This is a genomic window from Streptomyces tamarix, from assembly GCF_032423885.1.
GTDB classification, from domain to species: Bacteria; Actinomycetota; Actinomycetes; order Streptomycetales; family Streptomycetaceae; genus Streptomyces; species Streptomyces tamarix.
Genome location: NZ_JAWCTQ010000022.1, coordinates 85,119 through 102,529 on the forward strand (window position 1 = coordinate 85,119; position 17,411 = coordinate 102,529).

At 76.7% G+C, this 17,411-nt stretch carries 15 protein-coding genes; 11 read left to right on the top strand and 4 right to left on the bottom strand.

Annotated features, from left to right (window positions below; all coding sequences use genetic code 11):
* Positions 1–51: 51 nt before the first annotated feature.
* Together RND61_RS18605 and RND61_RS18610 are read left to right on the top strand one after the other, a co-directional pair.
* Positions 52–912: an MOSC domain-containing protein gene (locus RND61_RS18605; RefSeq protein WP_315879112.1), complete on the top strand. Its 861-nt coding sequence runs from the start codon at positions 52–54 to the stop codon at positions 910–912.
* 152 nt (positions 913–1,064) lie between these two features.
* A complete protein-coding gene (locus RND61_RS18610; RefSeq protein WP_315879113.1) occupies positions 1,065–3,503 on the top strand; it encodes a right-handed parallel beta-helix repeat-containing protein in 2,439 nt (812 codons plus the stop codon).
* Here the strand turns inward: RND61_RS18610 and RND61_RS18615 are convergent.
* Positions 3,473–5,857, bottom strand: coding sequence for a hypothetical protein (locus RND61_RS18615; protein ID WP_315879114.1), 2,385 nt, complete (start codon positions 5,855–5,857; stop codon positions 3,473–3,475). The two genes, RND61_RS18610 and RND61_RS18615, sit on opposite strands and share 31 nt — an antisense overlap.
* Positions 5,858–6,064: 207 nt before the next feature.
* Here RND61_RS18615 and RND61_RS18620 point away from each other — a divergent pair, with 207 nt between their 5' ends.
* Together RND61_RS18620 and RND61_RS18625 are read left to right on the top strand one after the other, a co-directional pair.
* Entirely contained in the window at positions 6,065–6,937 is an 873-nt protein-coding gene (locus tag RND61_RS18620) for a DeoR/GlpR family DNA-binding transcription regulator (protein WP_315879115.1), read from the top strand.
* Positions 6,934–7,419 (top strand): SRPBCC family protein, encoded by a 486-nt coding sequence (locus RND61_RS18625; protein ID WP_315879116.1) that lies wholly within the window; start codon positions 6,934–6,936, stop codon positions 7,417–7,419. Before RND61_RS18620 ends, RND61_RS18625 begins: the two co-directional genes overlap by 4 nt.
* Before the next feature lie 35 nt (positions 7,420–7,454).
* Here RND61_RS18625 and RND61_RS18630 read toward each other — a convergent pair whose 3' ends face one another.
* The gene (locus RND61_RS18630; RefSeq protein ID WP_315879117.1) at positions 7,455–8,621 is read right to left on the bottom strand and encodes a PLP-dependent cysteine synthase family protein; all 1,167 of its coding nucleotides are present in this window, start codon (positions 8,619–8,621) and stop codon (positions 7,455–7,457) included.
* Between the two features lie 206 nt (positions 8,622–8,827).
* Here RND61_RS18630 and RND61_RS18635 point away from each other — a divergent pair, with 206 nt between their 5' ends.
* The 4 genes from RND61_RS18635 (at position 8,828) to RND61_RS18650 (ending at position 11,165) form a co-directional block, all read left to right on the top strand.
* Positions 8,828–9,148: a hypothetical protein gene (locus tag RND61_RS18635; RefSeq protein WP_315879118.1), complete on the top strand. Its 321-nt coding sequence runs from the start codon at positions 8,828–8,830 to the stop codon at positions 9,146–9,148.
* A 173-nt stretch (positions 9,149–9,321) separates the two neighbouring features.
* Positions 9,322–9,879 carry an ATP-binding protein gene (locus RND61_RS18640; protein WP_315879119.1) on the top strand — a complete coding sequence of 186 codons (558 nt, stop codon included), beginning with the start codon at positions 9,322–9,324 and terminating at the stop codon, positions 9,877–9,879.
* A gap of 135 nt (positions 9,880–10,014) precedes the next feature.
* The gene (locus RND61_RS18645; RefSeq protein WP_315879120.1) at positions 10,015–10,581 is read left to right on the top strand and encodes a TetR/AcrR family transcriptional regulator; all 567 of its coding nucleotides are present in this window, start codon (positions 10,015–10,017) and stop codon (positions 10,579–10,581) included.
* Positions 10,581–11,165 carry a DUF4865 family protein gene (locus tag RND61_RS18650; RefSeq protein WP_315879121.1) on the top strand — a complete coding sequence of 195 codons (585 nt, stop codon included), beginning with the start codon at positions 10,581–10,583 and terminating at the stop codon, positions 11,163–11,165. The genes RND61_RS18645 and RND61_RS18650 overlap by 1 nt, the downstream gene beginning before the upstream one ends.
* Positions 11,166–11,172: 7 nt before the next feature.
* On the opposite strand, the gene RND61_RS18655 is transcribed toward RND61_RS18650, so the two are convergent.
* Positions 11,173–11,937 (bottom strand): methyltransferase domain-containing protein, encoded by a 765-nt coding sequence (locus RND61_RS18655; protein ID WP_315879122.1) that lies wholly within the window; start codon positions 11,935–11,937, stop codon positions 11,173–11,175.
* Between the two features lie 106 nt (positions 11,938–12,043).
* Positions 12,044–13,273, bottom strand: coding sequence for an ROK family protein (locus RND61_RS18660; protein ID WP_315879123.1), 1,230 nt, complete (start codon positions 13,271–13,273; stop codon positions 12,044–12,046).
* 785 nt (positions 13,274–14,058) lie between these two features.
* On the opposite strand from RND61_RS18660, the gene RND61_RS18665 reads away from it, so the two are divergent.
* The 3 genes from RND61_RS18665 to RND61_RS18675 all read left to right on the top strand — a co-directional run bounded on the left by RND61_RS18665 (position 14,059) and on the right by RND61_RS18675 (position 16,504).
* Positions 14,059–15,285 carry an MFS transporter gene (locus tag RND61_RS18665; protein WP_315879124.1) on the top strand — a complete coding sequence of 409 codons (1,227 nt, stop codon included), beginning with the start codon at positions 14,059–14,061 and terminating at the stop codon, positions 15,283–15,285.
* 71 nt (positions 15,286–15,356) lie between these two features.
* Complete coding sequence (locus RND61_RS18670) at positions 15,357–15,722, top strand: SCO4225 family membrane protein (protein ID WP_315879125.1); 366 nt, start codon at positions 15,357–15,359, stop codon at positions 15,720–15,722.
* 29 nt (positions 15,723–15,751) lie between these two features.
* Positions 15,752–16,504 carry a maleylpyruvate isomerase family mycothiol-dependent enzyme gene (locus RND61_RS18675; protein ID WP_315879126.1) on the top strand — a complete coding sequence of 251 codons (753 nt, stop codon included), beginning with the start codon at positions 15,752–15,754 and terminating at the stop codon, positions 16,502–16,504.
* Positions 16,505–17,411 lie beyond the last annotated feature (907 nt).

The following is a 17,411-nucleotide window of genomic DNA, read 5'->3' on the forward strand; positions in this document are numbered from 1 at the left end:
GGACCCGGCATCGGCCGGACACCGGCCGGGAGCCGCTGGCAGGATGGGGCCATGCCGAGTGATGAGGTCACGCCCCAGCCCGCCCTGAGCTCCCTGCACGTCCACCCCGTGAAGGCCCTGGGGGGCTCCGCGCCCGCGCACGCGGTCGTGGAGCCGTGGGGCCTGGCCGGGGACCGCCGCTGGATGATCGCCGACCGGGACGGCAAGGCGGTGACGCAACGTCAGTACGCCGTGCTGGCGCCCGCCTCCGCCGAACTGCTGCCCGGCGGAGGGGTGCGGGTGTCCGCGCCCGGCCGCGCACCGCTGGCCGTCCCCGTGCCCGACCCCGCGGACGGCACGGTCGTCGTGGACGTGTTCGGCACGAAGGTCGACGCCGTGCCCGCCGGGCCGGAACCCGACGCGTGGTTCAGCGACTACCTGGGCGCCGACGTGCGGCTGGTCCACATGGACGACCCGGCGCGCCGCCGCCCCGTCGACCCCGACTACGCGCGCGCGGGCGAGACGGTCAACTTCGCCGACGGCTTCCCGCTGCTGCTCACCACGACCGCCTCCCTCGACGCCCTCAACGCGCTCGTCGCGGCGGGCGACCACGCCGACGAGGGACCGGTGCCCATGGAGCGGTTCCGGCCGACCGCCGTCGTCGACGGCACCGCCGCCTGGGAGGAGGACCGGTGGGCGCGGATCGCCATCGGCGAGGTCACCTTCCGCGTCGTCAAGCCGTGCAGCCGCTGCGTCGTGACCACCACCGACCAGCGCACCGGCGTCCGGGGCAAGGAGCCTCTGCGCACGTTGTCGCGGCACCGCAGGTTCGGCGGCAAGGCGCTCTTCGGGCAGAACCTCGTCCCCGAGTCGACGGGCACCCTGCGCGTGGGCGACCCGGTGCGCGTCCTCGCCACCCGCGACGACGCGTGACACCCGCCGCCGGACGGGGTCACCCTCACGGAACGGACGTCACCGGCACGGGGGTCGGGCGGACGGTCGCGGCGCCCCGTGCGCGCTACGGTGGGGCGACGGGTCGATGAGCGGGCGGCCGCGAGCGCACGAGGCGGGGGCAGAGCAGCACCATGGCACAGGGCACGGTCCAGGTCACGCACAGCGGTACGTCGCGGTGGCGGCGCCGCACGGGTGAGTACGCCTCCCTCGCGGCGGCCCTGGAGGCCGCGGCGGACGGTGACGTCCTCACCGTCGCCCCCGGCACGTACCGGGAGAACCTGGTGCTGCGGCGCGCCGTGACGCTGCGCGGTGCGGACGGCGCCGCGGGCTCCGTGCGAATCGCCCCGGCCGACGGGGTGCCGCTGACCGTGCGCGCCTCCGCGACCGTGCGGGACCTGCACGTGGAGGGGCAGGACACGGCGGCGCCCGCGCTGCTCGTCGAGGACGGCACGCCGGAACTGCTGGACCTGCGGATCGTGACCCGCTCGGCGGTCGGCATCGAGGTGCGGGGGGCGGCCCGGCCCACGGTGCGGCGGTGCACGGTCGACAACCCGGCGGGCGTCGGCATCGGCGTCCTGGACGGCGCGGGCGGCGTGTTCGAGGAGTGCGAGGTCGTCGCGGCGGGCCAGGCCGGGGTGTCGGTGACCGGCGGGGCGCACCCGCGGATCGAGCGGTGCCGGATCCACCACGCGTCGGGAGCGGGCCTCTCCGTCACCGGGGAGGACAGCGGCCTGGAGGCGATCGGCTGCGAGGTGTACGAGATCCGCGGCAGCGGCGTGCGCATCGGCGGACGGGCCGTGGCGCACCTGACCGACTCGGTGGTGCACCGCACGTCGGCGGACGGGGTGACGCTGGACACGGACGCCGTCCTGACGCTGTCCGACTGCGACATCCACGACGTGCCGGAGAACGCGGTCGACCTGCGGTCCCGGTCGGTGCTGACGCTGACGCGGTCGAAGGTGCGGCGGTTCGGGCGCAACGGGCTGTCCGTGTGGGACCCGGGGACCCGCGTCGATGCCAACCAGTGCGAGATCCACGACAGTACGGGCGACTACCCGGCGGTGTGGGTGAGCGACGGGGCGACGGCGGTGCTGGAGGCGTGCCGCGTCCACGGCGTGCCGGACGCGCTGTTCGTCCTCGACCGGGGGTCGCGGGTCGACGTGGTCGACAGCGACCTGTCCCAGGTGCGGAACACGGCCGTCTCCGTGAGCGACGGGGCGACCGCCCAGTTGGACGACTGCCGGATCCGGGACGCGGCCACGGGCGCCTGGTTCCGCGACCACGGCAGCGGCGGCACGCTCGCCGACTGCGCGTTCGACGGGGTGCAGACCGGGGTCATCGTCAGCAAGGGCGCCGATCCGGCCGTGGAGCGGTGCACGGTCACCTCGCCCGCGGAGGCCGGTTTCTACGTGTCGGCGGAGGGCCGCGGCACGTTCACCGGCTGCCGGGTCACGGGCAGCGGCGGTTACGGCTTCCACGTGATGGACGGGTGCCGGACGACGCTGCGGCGGTGCCGGACGGAGCGCTGCGCGCGCGGGGGCTACGAGTTCGGCGAGGACGGACCGGTCACCGAGGGGTGCACCAGCGACGAGAGCGGCATCGCCGGCCGTGCCGGTTCCGGTGCCCCGGCCGTGCCGGCCGCGTCGCCGCCCGGGGCCGCCGCGTCCGCCGTGGCCACGGCGACGGCGTCCGCTCCCGGCGGGCTGCTCGGCGCGGTCCCGGCGCAGGCGTCGATCGCGGCGCCCGCCCCGGAGCCGGTGCGCGACCCGCAGGACGTGCTGGGCGAACTGGACGCGCTGGTCGGGCTGGAGAGCGTCAAGCGGGAGGTCCGCACGCTCACCAACATGATCGAGGTGGGGCGCAGGCGGCAGGAGGCCGGGCTGAAGGCGGCGTCGGTCCGCCGCCACCTGGCGTTCACCGGCAACCCCGGCACGGGCAAGACGACGGTGGCGCGGCTGTACGGCGAGATCCTCGCGTCCCTCGGCGTCCTGGAGCGCGGCCACCTCGTCGAGGTGTCGCGGGTGGACCTGGTCGGGGAGCACATCGGGTCCACGGCGATCCGCACGCAGGAGGCGTTCGACCGGGCGCGCGGCGGGGTGCTGTTCATCGACGAGGCGTACGCGCTGTCCCCGGAGGACTCGGGCCGGGACTTCGGGCGTGAGGCGATCGACACGCTGGTGAAGCTGATGGAGGACCACCGGGACGCGGTGGTGGTGATCGTCGCCGGGTACACGGCGGAGATGGAGCGGTTCCTCTCGGTCAACCCCGGTGTGGCGTCCCGGTTCTCACGGACCATCAGCTTCCCCGACTACACGCCCGGAGAGCTGCTGCGGATCGTGGGGCGGCAGGCCGACGACCACGAGTACCGGCTTGCCGACGGCACGGCGGAGGCGCTGCTGAAGTACTTCGAGGCGCTGCCCAAGGGACCCGCCTTCGGCAACGGCCGCACCGCGCGGCAGACGTTCGAGTCGATGGTGGAGCGGCACGCGGGCCGGGTCGCCGCGCTCGCCCGCGCGAGTACGGACGACCTGACCCTGCTCTACCCGGAGGACCTGCCGGAACTGCCGTGAGGGGCGCTGCCGCCGGCCTCCTCCGGGCTGGTGCCGCGCTGTTGGGGCACCGGCAGGGGCAGGGCGGGGGGCAGCCGGTCGAGGAGCGCGGCCCGTTCGCGGGCGAACGCCGGGTCGGCCTGGTAGTCGGCGTGGCCGAGGATCGGCTCGGGCAGCGGGTGGTCGTGCGTGCGGCCGTAGACGACGGGGTCGCGCAGGGGCGGGTGGTCGACCTCCGGCTTGCCGCCCTCGGCGGGCAGCCGGACGGGGCCGCCGATCGGGTCGGTGCGCCGCCACAGGTTGCGCCAGCAGTGCACCTCGCGGTGGAGGCCGGCGAGCGGCTCGCGGCCGAAGTAGGCGGGGAACCACCGCCCGTACAGCCGCTCCAGCGGTGAGCCGTACGTGAGGAGCGCGATGCGGCGGCGGGTGGTGTGCGGCAGTTGCCAGAGCGCGGCGGCGGCGAGGACGCTGCCCTGCGAGTGGCCGGAGATGACGAGGCGCCCGCCCGTGCGGCCCGTCCAGGACGCCATGCGCCAGGCGAGGTCCGGTACGGCGCGTTCGGCGTAGCAGGGCGGGGCGAACGGGTGCGCGGCGCGCGGCCAGAACGTGCCGACGTCCCACAGGATGCCGATGGTGCGGCGGGCGGAGGCGTCCCGGTAGGCGCGGCGGCCCCAGGTGACGAACAGGAGGAAGCCCAGGCCCACCAGCCAGGAGCCGAGCGCCTGGCAGCCCTCGGCGGCGGCGTCGAGGAACGCGGGCGCCCCGTCGAACGCCTCCCCCGGCACCGTGCCGGTCCCCCAGGTGCCGGCGACGCCGCCCGCGCCGAGCAGCAGGGTCGCGGCGGCGAGCAGCCCGACGAGGACGGGCGCGGCGTCGGTGAGGCCGGCGGCGGCGCGGATGCCGGCGATCCGGCGGGTGCGGATCCGGTCGGGCGCCTCCCCCGCGTACTCGGCCTCGACGACGGGGGCGAGGCGCCGCGCGGTGAGCGCGGTCCGGACGGCGAGCAGCGCCGTCGGGACGAGCAGCAGGAGCAGCAGGACGGGGATGGCGGCGGCCTGCCAGCTGAGCAGCAGGGGCGGCCCGGCGATCGGGCCGTTTCCCGTGCCGGGTGTGCCGGGGCCGTCGAGCAGGTCGGCGACGCGCTGGGCGACCCCGCCCGCCATGACCCCGCCGAGGGCGCAGGCCAGCACGGCGACGGCGGGCCCGGCGAGGCCGTGCAGCGCGGTGCCCGGGTCGGGCGCGCGGCGGTGCAGGCGCACCGCCACGGCGGCGAGGAGCACGATGAGGACGCCCTGGCCGAGGGTGAGGACGCCGAACGCGGCGTCGCCGGGCAGGGCGCCCGAGGACCGCCAGCCGGGCCGGGACCAGGAGGCGTACAGGGCGGCGAGGAGGAGCAGGGCGGCGGAGGAGGCGGGCAGCCAGGAGGTCAGGGTACGGTCGAGGCGGCCGTCGAGGCGGCGCTCGCTGCGGCCCCGCCGGCAGACGACGACCACCACGACGACGGCCCCGGCGGCGAGGGCGCCCTCGATGCACCGGCCGAGGGCCGCGGGGAGCGTGCCGTCGGCGCCCCGGTCGTGGCGGGCGGCGGCGCCGGCGACGGCGGCGGCGACGGTGAGGAGCCCGGCGGCGGTGTGCGCGGCGCGGAGCCGCGCGACGAGGCGGCGGCCGTACCAGAAGCCGGGGCGGCCGAGGGCGGGGCGGCCGTCGTGCTCGTCCTCGCCGCGCGGCGGGCGCTGCGCCTCGTACGCGGTCCAGGTGCGGCGGGACAGGTACCACAGGAGGGCGACGAGCGCGGTGGGTATCGCGGCGGCGACGGTGAGGCGGCGGCCGGGCTGGGACCACCAGCCGCCCTCCGAGGCGGCGAGGAAGCCCAGCCATGAGCGGTCTTCGGTGCAGGCGGCGGCACCCGCGCACTGCCACGCCGCCAGGTCGAGGGCGACCTCGCAGGCGGCGGCGGTGAGGAGCACGGTGAGGCTGAGCGCGACCAGCCGGACGAGGACGCCGTACAGGCGGGCGGAGCGGCCGTGTCCGGCGGCGGGCGGGCGCATCCAGTGGGCCAGGTTGACCACCATGAACGGCAGGAGGAGCAGCCACAGGGCCCGGGTGCCGTTGCCGGAGGTGAGGTTGGACCAGCAGTACGCCTCCGGGACGGGCCCGTCCCGGAACCGTTCGGGTTCGCCTTCGGCGCGCAGGTCGGTGGCCCGCCGGTACACGGCGGCGGTGCCGTCGCCGGTGACGCGGACGGCGCGGGGGTCGTCGAGCATCTCGGCGGGGGTGGTGCCGCCGACGCCGTGCACGAGGAGTTCGAGCGCGGCGCCGGTGTTGCGCGGTTCCGGTACGGCGACCGGAGCGGGTTCCGGGGTGGTTGGGGACACGTCGGTGCTCGCTCTCTGCGGCAGGGGTGTGCGGCGGGGCGACGCGACCAGCCTGGCCGGTGGGGACGGTGCGCCGCACGGCTCTCACGTAATCTCCCCGCCGTCCCCCGATATGAAGCGCGTGGCAGGATGTGCCTGCCCGGCCGGCAGCGCGAACGGCGGACCCATGACGTACGACCCACGACCACGGAAGGACCGGCCCCTGCGGTGAGCGACAACCAGAACCTCCTCGCGGAGCAGCGGCGTGCCTTGATCCTCGACGAGGTGAGGCGGCGCGGCGGGGTGCGGGTCAACGAACTCACCCGCCGGCTCAACGTCTCGGACATGACGGTCCGCCGCGACCTGGACGCGCTGGCGCGGCAGGGGATGGTCGAGAAGGTCCACGGCGGGGCGGTGCCGGTCGCCGAGGTGCGGACGCACGAGCCGGGCTTCGAGGCGAAGTCGGCGCTGGAGCCGGGCGCGAAGGAGGACATCGCGCGGGCGGCGGTGGCGATGGTGGCGCCGGGCAGCGCGATCGCCCTGTCGGGCGGCACGACGACGTACGCGGTGGCGCGGCGGCTGCTGGACGTGCCGGACCTGACGGTGGTGACGAACTCGATGCGGGTCGCGGACGTGTTCCACTCCGCGCCGGCCCCGGAGCCGGGCGGCGGGGCGCGGCCGGGGGCGGCGACGGTGGTGCTGACGGGCGGGGTGCGGACGCCGTCGGACGCGCTGGTCGGCCCGGTGGCGGACCAGGCGATCGGGTCGCTCCACTTCGACGTGCTGTTCCTCGGGGTGCACGGGGTGTCGGTGGAGGCGGGGCTGTCCACGCCGAACCTGGCGGAGGCGGAGACGAACCGGCGGCTGATCCGGTCGGCGCGGCGGGTGGTGGTCGTCGCGGACCACACGAAGTGGGGGAAGGTGGCGCTGAGTTCGTTCGCCCGGCTGGAGGACGTCGACACGCTGGTGACGGACGCCGGGGTGTCCGACGAGGTGCGGGCCGCGATGGCGGAGCACCTGCCGGGGCTGGTCGTCGCGGACCGGGAGAGCGGCGCGGCGGCCGCGTCCGGGCCGGCGGGCGAGGGGTGGGACGGGGCGTGAGCGTCTTCCGGCTGGAACGGCGTACGGGGCTGCCGGTGGCGGAGGCGTGGCGGCGGGTCACCGATTGGCCGGCGCACGCCGCGGGGGTTCCGCTGACCCGGGTGAGGGTGCTGACGCCGGGCCCGCCGGGTGCGGGGACGCGGTTCACGGCGCGTACGGGGATCGGGCCGCTGGGCTTCGACGACCCGATGGCGGTGGTCCGCTGGGAGCCGCCGGGTGCCGGGGCGGGAGGACCGGAGCCGGGGGTGTGCCGGCTGGAGAAGTACGGGCGGGTGGTGCGCGGCTGGGCCGAGATCGCGGTGCGCGCGGAGGGTGCGGGGGCGCGGGTGACGTGGGTGGAGGAGCTGCGGGTGCGCGGGCTGCCCCGGTGGTGCGACCCGCTGCTGGCCCGGGCGGGGCGGTGGGTCTTCGGCCGGGAGCTGGAGCGGCTGCTGCGCGGGCCCGGGCCAGGGGGCGGTGGCCCCGGGGCCGTAGGAGGGTGACGTCCCGTCAGGCGGGCTGACGGGCCGCCGGGCGGTCAGCCGGGCCAGGCGCCGGTGGCGAGGAACTCGTCGAGGGTCGCCGCGTACGGGCCGATGTCGAGCCCCTGCTCCGCCAGCCACGCGTCGGAGTAGTACTTGTCCAGATACCGCTCCCCCGGGTCGCAGATCAGCGTGACGACGCTGCCGGTGCGGCCCTGCGCCACCATCTCCGCGACGATCTTCAGGGCGCTCCACAGGCCGGTGCCGGTGGAGCCGCCCGCCTTGCGGCCGATGGCCTTCTCCAGGGCGCGGACGGCGGCGACGCTCGCGGCGTCGGGGACCTTCATCATGCGGTCGATGGCGCCCGGGAGGAAGCTGGGCTCCATGCGGGGCCGGCCGATGCCCTCGATGCGGGAGCCGCAGTCGCTGGCGGCGCGCGGGTCGTCGCGCGTCCAGCCCTCGAAGAAGCAGGAGTTCTCGGGGTCGGGGACGCAGACGCGGGTGTCGTACTGCATGTAGCGGACGTAGCGGGCGATGGTGGCGGACGTGCCGCCGGTGCCGGCCGTGGCGACGATCCACGCGGGCTCCGGGTACCGCTCCAGGCGCAGTTGCTGGTAGACGGACTCGGCGATGTTGTTGTTGCCGCGCCAGTCGGTGGCGCGCTCGGCGTACGTGAACTGGTCCATGTAGTGCCCGCCGGTGTCGACGGCGAGGGCGGCGGCCTCCTCGTACATGCGGCGCGGGTCGTCGACGAAGTGGCAGCGGCTGCCGTGGAATTCGATGAGGCGGATCTTCTCGGCGCTGGTGGTGCGCGGCATGACGGCGATGAAGGGGACGCCGATCAGGCTCGCGAAGTACGCCTCGGAGACCGCGGTCGAACCGCTGGACGCCTCGATGACGGGCTTGTCGGGGCGGATCCAGCCGTTGCACAGGCCGTACAGGAAGAGGGAGCGGGCGAGGCGGTGCTTGAGGCTGCCGGTGGGGTGGGTCGACTCGTCCTTGAGGTAGAGGTCGATGCCCCAGTGCTCGGGCAGCGGGAAGCGCAGGAGGTGCGTGTCCGCCGACCTGTTCGCGTCCGCCTGCACCTTTCGTACGGCATCTTTCAGCCAGGTCCGGTAGGCCGGATCGCTGCGGTCGACGTCGATGGTCGCGGTGGGCGCGGGGCCCTTCGCGGTCCTGCCGGCGACCGGTCCGGTCGGCTCGGGCTGCTCAACGGTCGTCATGCGCCACTCCTCGTCGTCGGCGTCCTGCGCACCACGGTCTCCCCATGGGTCCCGCGACCGAACATACCTCCCTCACCTGGGCAAACGATGACTTTGGCCCTCCATAGGAACGGCTTGCAGGGCGGCCGGGGAGGTGCACTGGCGCGGACGCGGGCGGTCCGTGCAGACTGGGCCCCCGGAACGGGTGCGAAGGGGGCGGCGGAACCGTGTCTGAACCCGAATTCAGCGCCACAGGGGTACGCATCGAGCGGTGGCCGCGCTCTTTGACGACGGCCGGCGAGGTCCGCATCGAGGGCGGCCGGCTGGCCCTGCTGACCAGCTACGGCCGGGAGATCGACAGCGCCCCGGTGCGCACCGTGCGGGCGGGCCGGCCGTGGTTCGCGGCGCGCGACGCGGCCGTCGCGACGCTCAACGGCGCCCGCTACCGGTTGACCATGGAACAGCGCAACCACCGGCCGGGGGTCGGCGCGACCCTGTCCGGTCGCTTCCTGGAGGCCGTGCGCAGGGCGGGCGGCCGACGGGACTGACGGGGCGTCCGCTGCCGCGAGTTGCGAAGCGGCCACGCCTGGTCCACGCTGGATTGACATCACTCAGGGTGAACCGGCGGTGACGCTGCGATCCAGCCCGTCGGACCACGAGCCAGCCATCCACTGGATCCGATCCTCGTCTTCTTCCGGACCTACTTCGGGGAGTCGCAGCCGTGATCAGCCAGGCAAGCAGCAGGCAGTGCGCGGTAGAGCTCCAGGCCCTGCCGTCGCGGATCGGTCAGATCCGCAGAATCGTCTCGGCGCAACTGCGCTACTGGAATCTCGATCCCCTCATCGAGAAGGCGGCGCTCGGCGTCACCGAGCTCCTCACCAACGTGCACCAGCACGCCAAGCCGGACAAGATCTGCACGGTCGAGATCGAGTTCCTCCTCGACCGGCTCACGGTCTCCGTCCACGACCACGACCCGCGCCTCCCCACCGTCGTGCACCTGCAGGACGGGCCGGACCCGCTCGCCACGTCGGGGCGCGGTCTCGCGCTGATAGAGGCGGTGAGCGAGAGCTGGGGCGCCCGCCCGCAGGGCGACTCGGGGAAGGTCGTGTGGTTCACGCTCCCCGCGCCCGCGTCCGCACCCGTCGGCATCCCTGTGGTCCCGGCGTACGGGGCCGTGGGCGGCGTCGTGTTCAAGGAGCCCGTGCCGTTCGGGGACGCCGCGGAGGCGGCGAAGGCGGTGCGCGGGCACGCCGCCGTCCGGTCGGCCGTGGCGGGCTGACCGGACGGCGGGAACGGCGGGGCCCGCGGGCGCCCCGCCGCCGCGCGGACAGCGGCGGCGGCCGTGCGGGAGCGGCGGGACGGCCGTGCGGGAGCGGACCTGGATTCTGTACCTACTGGTATGTACAGTCCCTCCATGACCACTTCCGAACGACTCGTCGACGCCACGCGCGACCTGCTGTGGGAACGCGGCTACGTCGGGACCAGCCCGAAGGCGATCCAGCAGCGGGCGGGCGCCGGCCAGGGCAGCATGTACCACCACTTCGCCGGCAAGCCCGACCTGGCGCTGGCCGCCATCCGCCGCACCGCCGAGGAGATGCGCGCCGCGGCCGAGCGGGTCCTGGGCGGCGGAGGCACGGCCTACGCGCGCGTGGAGGCGTACCTGCGGCGCGAGCGCGACGTGTTGCGGGGCTGCCCGGTGGGGCGGCTGACGATGGACCCCGAGATCGTCGCGGACGACACGCTGCGCGCACCGGTCGACGAGACCCTGGACTGGCTGCGCGGGCGCCTCGCGGACGTCCTCCGGGAGGGCGTGGCGGGCGGCGAGTTCGACCGGGCGCTGGACCCGGAGCGCACGGCCTCGGCGGTCGTGGCGACGGTGCAGGGCGGCTACGTCCTCGCCCGCGCCTCCGGGTCGGCGGCGGCGTTCGGCACGGCCGTCGACGGGCTGCTGGCCCTGCTCGCGGGGCGGAGGACGGCCTGATGCACGCGATGCAGTACGAGATCACCCTCCCCGCCGACTACGACATGGGCCTCATCCGCCACCGGGTGGCCACCCGCGGCCACCTGCTGGACGACTTCGCGGGGCTCGGCCTCAAGGCGTACCTGGTGCGGGAGCGGTCGGCGGGCGCACCGGTGAACCAGTACGCGCCCTTCTACCTGTGGGCGGCGCCCGAGGGCATGAACGCGTTCCTGTGGGGGCCGGGGTTCCAGGGGATCGTCGACGACTTCGGGCGCCCCGAGGTGCGCCACTGGGCGGGCGCGGCGTACGGCGAGGGGCCGTCGGCCGACGCGGCGCCCCGGTACGCGGTGCGGCGGCGGGAGCGGATCGGCGAGGGCGGGCGGCCCACCGACGCGGTGGCGCGGGCGGTGGAGGCGCACGGGCGGCTCGTGCGGGAGGAGGGGCTCGTGGCGGCCGCGGTGGCGGTCGACCCGCGCCACTGGGAGCTGCTGGCGTTCAGCCTGTGGGCCGGGCCGGCCCCGGAGGGGGCGGGGGACGTGTTCCGGGTGCTGCACCTGTCCCAGCCCGGCCGCGCGGCGCTGCGGCACGGCCGGCACTGGGACTGAGCGCGCGTCAGCCGACCGGGACGAGGGTCAGGTACGCCATGCCGAGGACGTCGCGGTAGCCGTTGAGCCAGGAGGCGCGCTGCCGGTCGACGCGGGCGCGGGTCTCGGCGGCGGCCGGGTGGTCGGGGTGGCTCGCGAGCCACAGCTCCACGTCGTGGCGGTAGCCCGACTCGAACCGCTCCCACTCGTCCCGGTCCGCCGTCTCGATCCAGGCGGGGCGGAAGCCCGCCTCGACGGCCTCGTCGACGAGCGCGCCGAGCAGCGGGTGGTCGCCCTCGTGGGCGCCCGGCCACATCCGGGCCAGCTCCTCCGGGGTGGGAACGCGTTCCCAGAAGCCCTCGCCGAGGAGGACCCGGCCGCCCGGCGCCACCAGGCGCCGCAGTTCGCGCAGGACGGCCGCCACCTCGTACGGGCCCTCCGGGTCGCAGAGCGCCTGTCCGGCGCCCAGGCACAGGACGAGGTCGGCGGGGCCGCGCGCCGTCCCCAGGGCGGACTCCTCCACGAACTCGACGCGCCCGGCGAGGCCGCGCCGCGCGGCGAGGTCCCGTCCGCGGGCCAGGTCCTCGGCGTTGATGTCGAGGCCGACGCCGGTCGCGCCGGGCACGGCGTCGAGGACGCGCAGCAGGAACTCGCCCCAGCCGCAGCCGATGTCCAGGACCGTGGCGGGCCGGGCGGCGGCCAGGGAGGCGACGAGCCGCCGGGCGCGGTCCTCGGACAGCGGCCCGTGGAAGGCGAGGCGGGTGAGGCGGGGCGGGAGATCGGTTCCGGTCATGATCCGGGACCCTACGTTCGGAGGCGATCCGACGGGCGGGATTTTTCTCCGGCCGTCGGGCCGGCGCACCGCGCCCCGGCGGGGCATTGGCCCGGCGGGCGCCGCCTCAACCGTGGGCGACCGGTCTGCCGAGCGCGGCGAGCGGGTCGTCGAGGACGGGCTGCCACGCCAGTTCGGCGGCGCCCGCGAGGCTGTTGTGGTCCAGGGCGCAGCCGAGGAGGGGGACGCCCCCGCTGCGGCCCCACAGGCTGCGGTCGGCGACGACGGCCCGGAGCCGTTCGGCATCGGCGGCGAGCAGTTCGCGGTGGAGGCCGCCCAGGATGATCCGGTCCGGGTTGAGGATGTTGACCAGGCCGGCGAGGCCCAGCCCGAGCCGGTCGACGAGTTCCTCGACGGCGACCCGTACCCCGGGGTCGCCGGGCTCGTCGCGGAGCAGGTCCCGGCACTGCTGGAGCAGGGACACCTCGGGGCCCGGCACGCGGCCGGCGGCGGTGAGGAAGGCCAGCGGGTCGGTCTCGACGTCCAGGCAGCCTCGGCTCCCGCAGTGGCAGGGGCGGCCCGCCGGGTTGACGGTGAGGTGGCCGACCTCCAGGGCGAGGCCGGAGCTGCCGGTGTGCAGCCGCCCGTCGAGGACGAGGGCGCCGCCGACCCCGCGGTGGCCGGTGGCGACGCACAGCAGGTGCTGGGCGCCGCGGCCGGCGCCGTGCCGGTGCTCGGCGAGCGCGGCGAGGTTGACGTCGTTGCCGGTGAAGGCGGGGCCGTCGATGCCGGCGGCGCGGACGAGGTCGGCGAAGACGTCCCGTACGGGCGCCCCCGCGGGCCAGGCGAGGTGCAGCGGGTTGAGGGCGGTGCCCTCCGGCTCGGCGACCGCGGAGGGCACGGCGAGACCGGCACCCACGCAGCGGCGGCCGCTCTCGCGCAGCAGCCCGGCGCCCACGTCGACGACGGCCGCCAGGACCTGCGCGGGGTCGGCGGTGACCTCCAAGCAGCCGGGCGCGGTCGCCACGATCCGGCCGCCGAGGCCGACGAGGGCGGCGCGGAACCCGTCGGCGTGGACCTGCGCGGCGAGGGCGACGGGCCCGTTCTCGTCGATGGTCAGCCGGTGCGACGGCCGGCCCTGGGAGCCGGCGGCGGCGGGGCGCGAGTCGACGCGGATCAGCCCGAGGGCCTCCAGTTCGGCGGCGACGGCGCCCGCGGTGGCGCGGGTGACGCCCAGTTCGGCGGTGAGGACGGCGCGGGTCGGCGCCCGGCCCGTGTGCACCAGTTCCAGCGCCGGGCCGAGCGCGCTGCGGCCCCTGTCGAGCCGTGTCCGGGTCGTCGTCGCCTTGCCGTTCATGGGGGCGAGTCTCCCATGGTCGGCTGCGCCGACCGCGCCGGTGGGCCGTTTCGGCCATCCCCCGGCGGGTACCGCCGGCAGCGGTGACGGGCCCCCGCGCTCCGCGCGCGCGGGGCGGGCGGGACGGGGTGAGGAGGCGCCCGGCGGTGCCCTCCGGCACCGCGCGGACGACCGCGGGACCCGCTCGCCGAGCCGGTCGGACGTACGCCGAGACGGTCGGACGTGCGCCGGGGATGCGGGCGTCCGGCCGGGGAGCGCGCCGCAGCGACCGTACGGGCCGCCGGTGCCCACCCGCCTGCCGAACGCCCGCATCCGCGCGGCGACCGCGGGGGCGGCCCGCGCGCCGTCCGACGCCGGGAGGCGCGGCGCGCGGCGCACGCGGGACGCCACCCGGGGAGGGTCCGGACGACCGGCGAGCCGGACCGCCCGCCCCGGTACGGGCGGCGGACGCGCCGACCGCGCGCCAGCCGTCCGACCCGCTCGCGCCCCACGGGCGCGGGCGGGCGCGGCGGGCGCCTGACCGGGGTCGCTGAAGGACCGCCGAGGGCGCACGGGCGCGGGTGGGCGCGGACGGGCATGGGGCGGGGCCGGCCGGAGGCGGCCCGACCGTCTTCCCCCGGAGCGAACGGCAGGCGGCAGGCGGCAGGCAGCGAGCAACGGGCAGCAGGCGGCAGGCAGCGCGCGACGGGCGCGGTGCGCGGGGTCGTCGGCCGGTCGCCCGAGCCCTCGGGGAACACGCGGCACACGGTTTGTGATGAGCCGCCGCAGGGCCCTATCCTGAGTTTGTGCCGCTACTAAACAAACTCGCGCCCGCCCTTCGGGAAGCCACCGGCGGAGACCCCGCCGTCCGCTCCCTGTCGCGCCTCCGCACCGCCGTCACCCTCTTCTTCGCCCTCGACGGCTTCCTCTTCGCCGGCTGGGTCGTCCGCATCCCCGCGATCAAGCAGCAGACCGGCTCCTCGGCGAGCGACCTCGGACTCGCCCTGCTCGGCGTCTCCGCCGGGGCCGTCGTCACCATGACCCTCACCGGGCGGCTGTGCCACCGGTTCGGCAGCCACGCCGTCACCGTCGGCGCCGCCGTCCTGCTGTCGCTGAGCATCGCGCTGCCGGCGCTCACCCACTCGGCGCTCGCGCTCGGTCTCGTCCTGCTGGTCTTCGGCACCGCCTACGGCGCGATCAACGTCGCCATGAACAGCGCCGCCGTCAACCTGGTCGCCGCGCTGCGACGGCCCGTGATGCCCGGCTTCCACGCCGCGTTCAGCCTGGGCGGCATGGTCGGCGCCGGGCTCGGCGGCCTCGTCGCGAGCGGCCTCCCGCCCGCCGCGCACCTGCTCGGGCTCACCGTCGTCGGCCTGCTCCTGACGGCCGTCGCCGGTCCCGTACTGCTGCGCCACCCCTCCCCCGCGCCGCCCGAGTCCCTGCCCGCCGCGCCCGCCTCCGGGCGGCGGATGGACCGCCGGACGCGCCGCCTGGTCACCCTGTTCGGCGTGATCGCCCTGTGCACCGCGTACGGCGAGGGCGCCCTGGCCGACTGGGGTGCCCTGCACCTGACGCAGGACCTGCACGCCCACCCCGGTGCCGCGGCCGCCGGGTACTCCCTGTTCGCGCTGACCATGACCGCCGGGCGGCTCTCCGGTACGGCGATGCTGGAGCGCCTCGGCCAGACCAGGACGCTCGTCGCGGGCGGCGCGACGGCCGCCGCGGGCATGCTGCTGGGCGCGTTGGCGCCCAGCGTGTGGGCGGCGCTCCTCGGGTTCGCCGTCACCGGGTTGGGCCTGGCGAACATCTTCCCGGTGGCGGTGGACAGGGCGGGCGCCCTGGCCGGACCCGCCGGCGTGGCGGCCGCGTCGACGCTGGGCTACGGCGGCATGCTGCTGGGCCCGCCCGTGATCGGCTTCCTCGCGGACTGGTTCTCGCTGCCCGCCGCGCTGACGACGGTCGCGCTGCTCTCCGCCGCCGCGGCGGCCGTCGGCTACCGCGCCCGCAACGCCACGGCGGCCGGGGGCCTCTGAGTAGCCGTACTCAGGCGCCCGCCGCCGCCCGCGGCACAGGATGGGGCTCCCTGCGACCACGGGAGCACCACATGAAGATCATCGACCTGGGCGACGCCCCTCTGCGCGGCCTCGCCCGGCTGGCGTTCGGCAACGTCGCCTCCGGCGTGTACCTGGCGTTCGTCGCCGCGGTGACCGCCCTGGTCGTCCGCGACCTGTGGTTCACCGACCACGAGGACGCGTCGTTCGCCGCCCTCGGGCTCATCGCGGTCGCCGCGCCGACCATCCTGGTGGTCATGGCCGGCGGGGCGCTCGGCGGTGACGCCCTGCTCGGGTCGATGTGGTTCTTCTGGGCGGCGTTCGTCGTGTCGGTGCTCGCACAGTCGCTCGGGATCGGCGCGCTCGCCCGGCTGGTGACCGGCGCGCGGCGCCGTGAGCCGCGTCCGCACGGCGGTTGAGGCGCGGAGGGCGATGGCAGAATTCCGCCATGGAGACTGCCGAGCACATCAAGCACCTCGCCCGCGAGGGCCAGTTGCTGGCCGACGCCGCCGAACGGGCCGGTCTCGACGCGGAGGTCCGCACCTGCCCCGGCTGGGAGGTGCGGCACCTGCTGCGGCACACCGGCATGGTGCACCGCTGGGCGACCGCGTTCGTCGCCGAGGGACACACGTCGTACCGCCCCGCGGACGGCGAGCCCGACCTCGACGGCACCCCGTTGCTGGACTGGTACCGGGAGGGCCACGACCGGCTCGTCACGGCGCTGACCGGGGCGCCGGACACCCTGGAGTGCTGGGCGTTCATGCCCGCGCCGTCCCCGCTGGCGTTCTGGGCCCGCCGCCAGGCGCACGAGACGACCGTGCACCGCGTGGACGCCGAGTCGGCGCTCGGCCTGGTGGCCGGCCGGTCGCCGGTCGGGCCGGACCTGGCCGCCGACGGGATCGACGAACTGCTGTGCGGCTTCCACGCCCGGGACAAGAGCCGCGTCCGCACGGACCGGCCCGGCACGCTGCGGGTCCGCACGGCGGACACCGGCGACGTGTGGACGGTCCTGCTCTCCGCCGACGCGCCCCGCACCGCCCGCACGGCCGACGGTCCGGTCGACTGCGAACTGACGGGCCCCGCCGAGGCCCTGTACCTCTCCCTGTGGAACCGGCTGCCCGCCGGCTCCCCCGCCGTCGCGGTCACGGGCGACGACCGCCTGACCCGCCTGTGGCGGGAGACCTCGGCCGTGACGTGGTGACCCGGCGCCGCGCCGGGTGCGGGAACGCGCCGGGGCGGCAGGGCCGGGAGCGGACCGGGCCCGGCCCGTAGGCGGGGGCGACGATCCGGACGCGGTCCCGGGCGCCCGGGCGCGCCGCCGCCCGGCCCGGTTTCCTCCACGAGGGGCCGGAGGCGCCGGACCGGGCCGCCCCGACGACGTACGCGTCGTGTGCGGGCGCCACCGGGTCACCCGCCGGGCCCCACCGGGCGCCCCACCGGGCGCCCCGCCGCGCGGGCCGCGGCGGGCTCCTCGCGGCCACCGGATCCCGCGCCGGGAACCGGTGGCGCGCCCGGCGGCACGACCGCGCCCCGCGCGGCGGGGCGCCGTCCGAGGAGCGCCGTGGCCACCAGCCGGAGCCCTGCCGACCGGGGCGCTCCGACGATTCCGCCGCCCCGCCCCGGGGCGCCGCGGGGCGGGGGGCGGATGGGGAGGCCCGGCTGCGGATCGCGGAGACGATGGGCGCCGACCCGGGTCCGGCACTGCGCGAGCTGCACCGGCGGATGCCGTGCCAGGACCCGGAGCTGCTGCGGCTGCCGGAGGCGGCCGGTGTCCGACGGACCGCCCCGGCGTCCGGTCCCGGCTGCCGGAACCGGGGCGGAGGCCGGCCCGGTCCCGGTCGACCGCACCCGGCGGGGACGGACCGGGGCGGAGGTCGGCCCGGTCGGCCGGTCCCGGGGCAGAGGTCGGTCCCGGGGCAGAAGCCGGTCCCAGGGCAGAGGCCGGACCCGGGACAGGAGCCGGACCCAGGGCAGAGGCCGGACCCGGGACAGGAGCCGGACCCAGGGCAGAGGCCGGACCCGGGACAGGAGCCGGACCCAGGGCAGAGGCCGGACCCGGGACAGAGGCCGGACCCGGCGGATGGAACCGGGGCGGAGGCCGGTGTCGC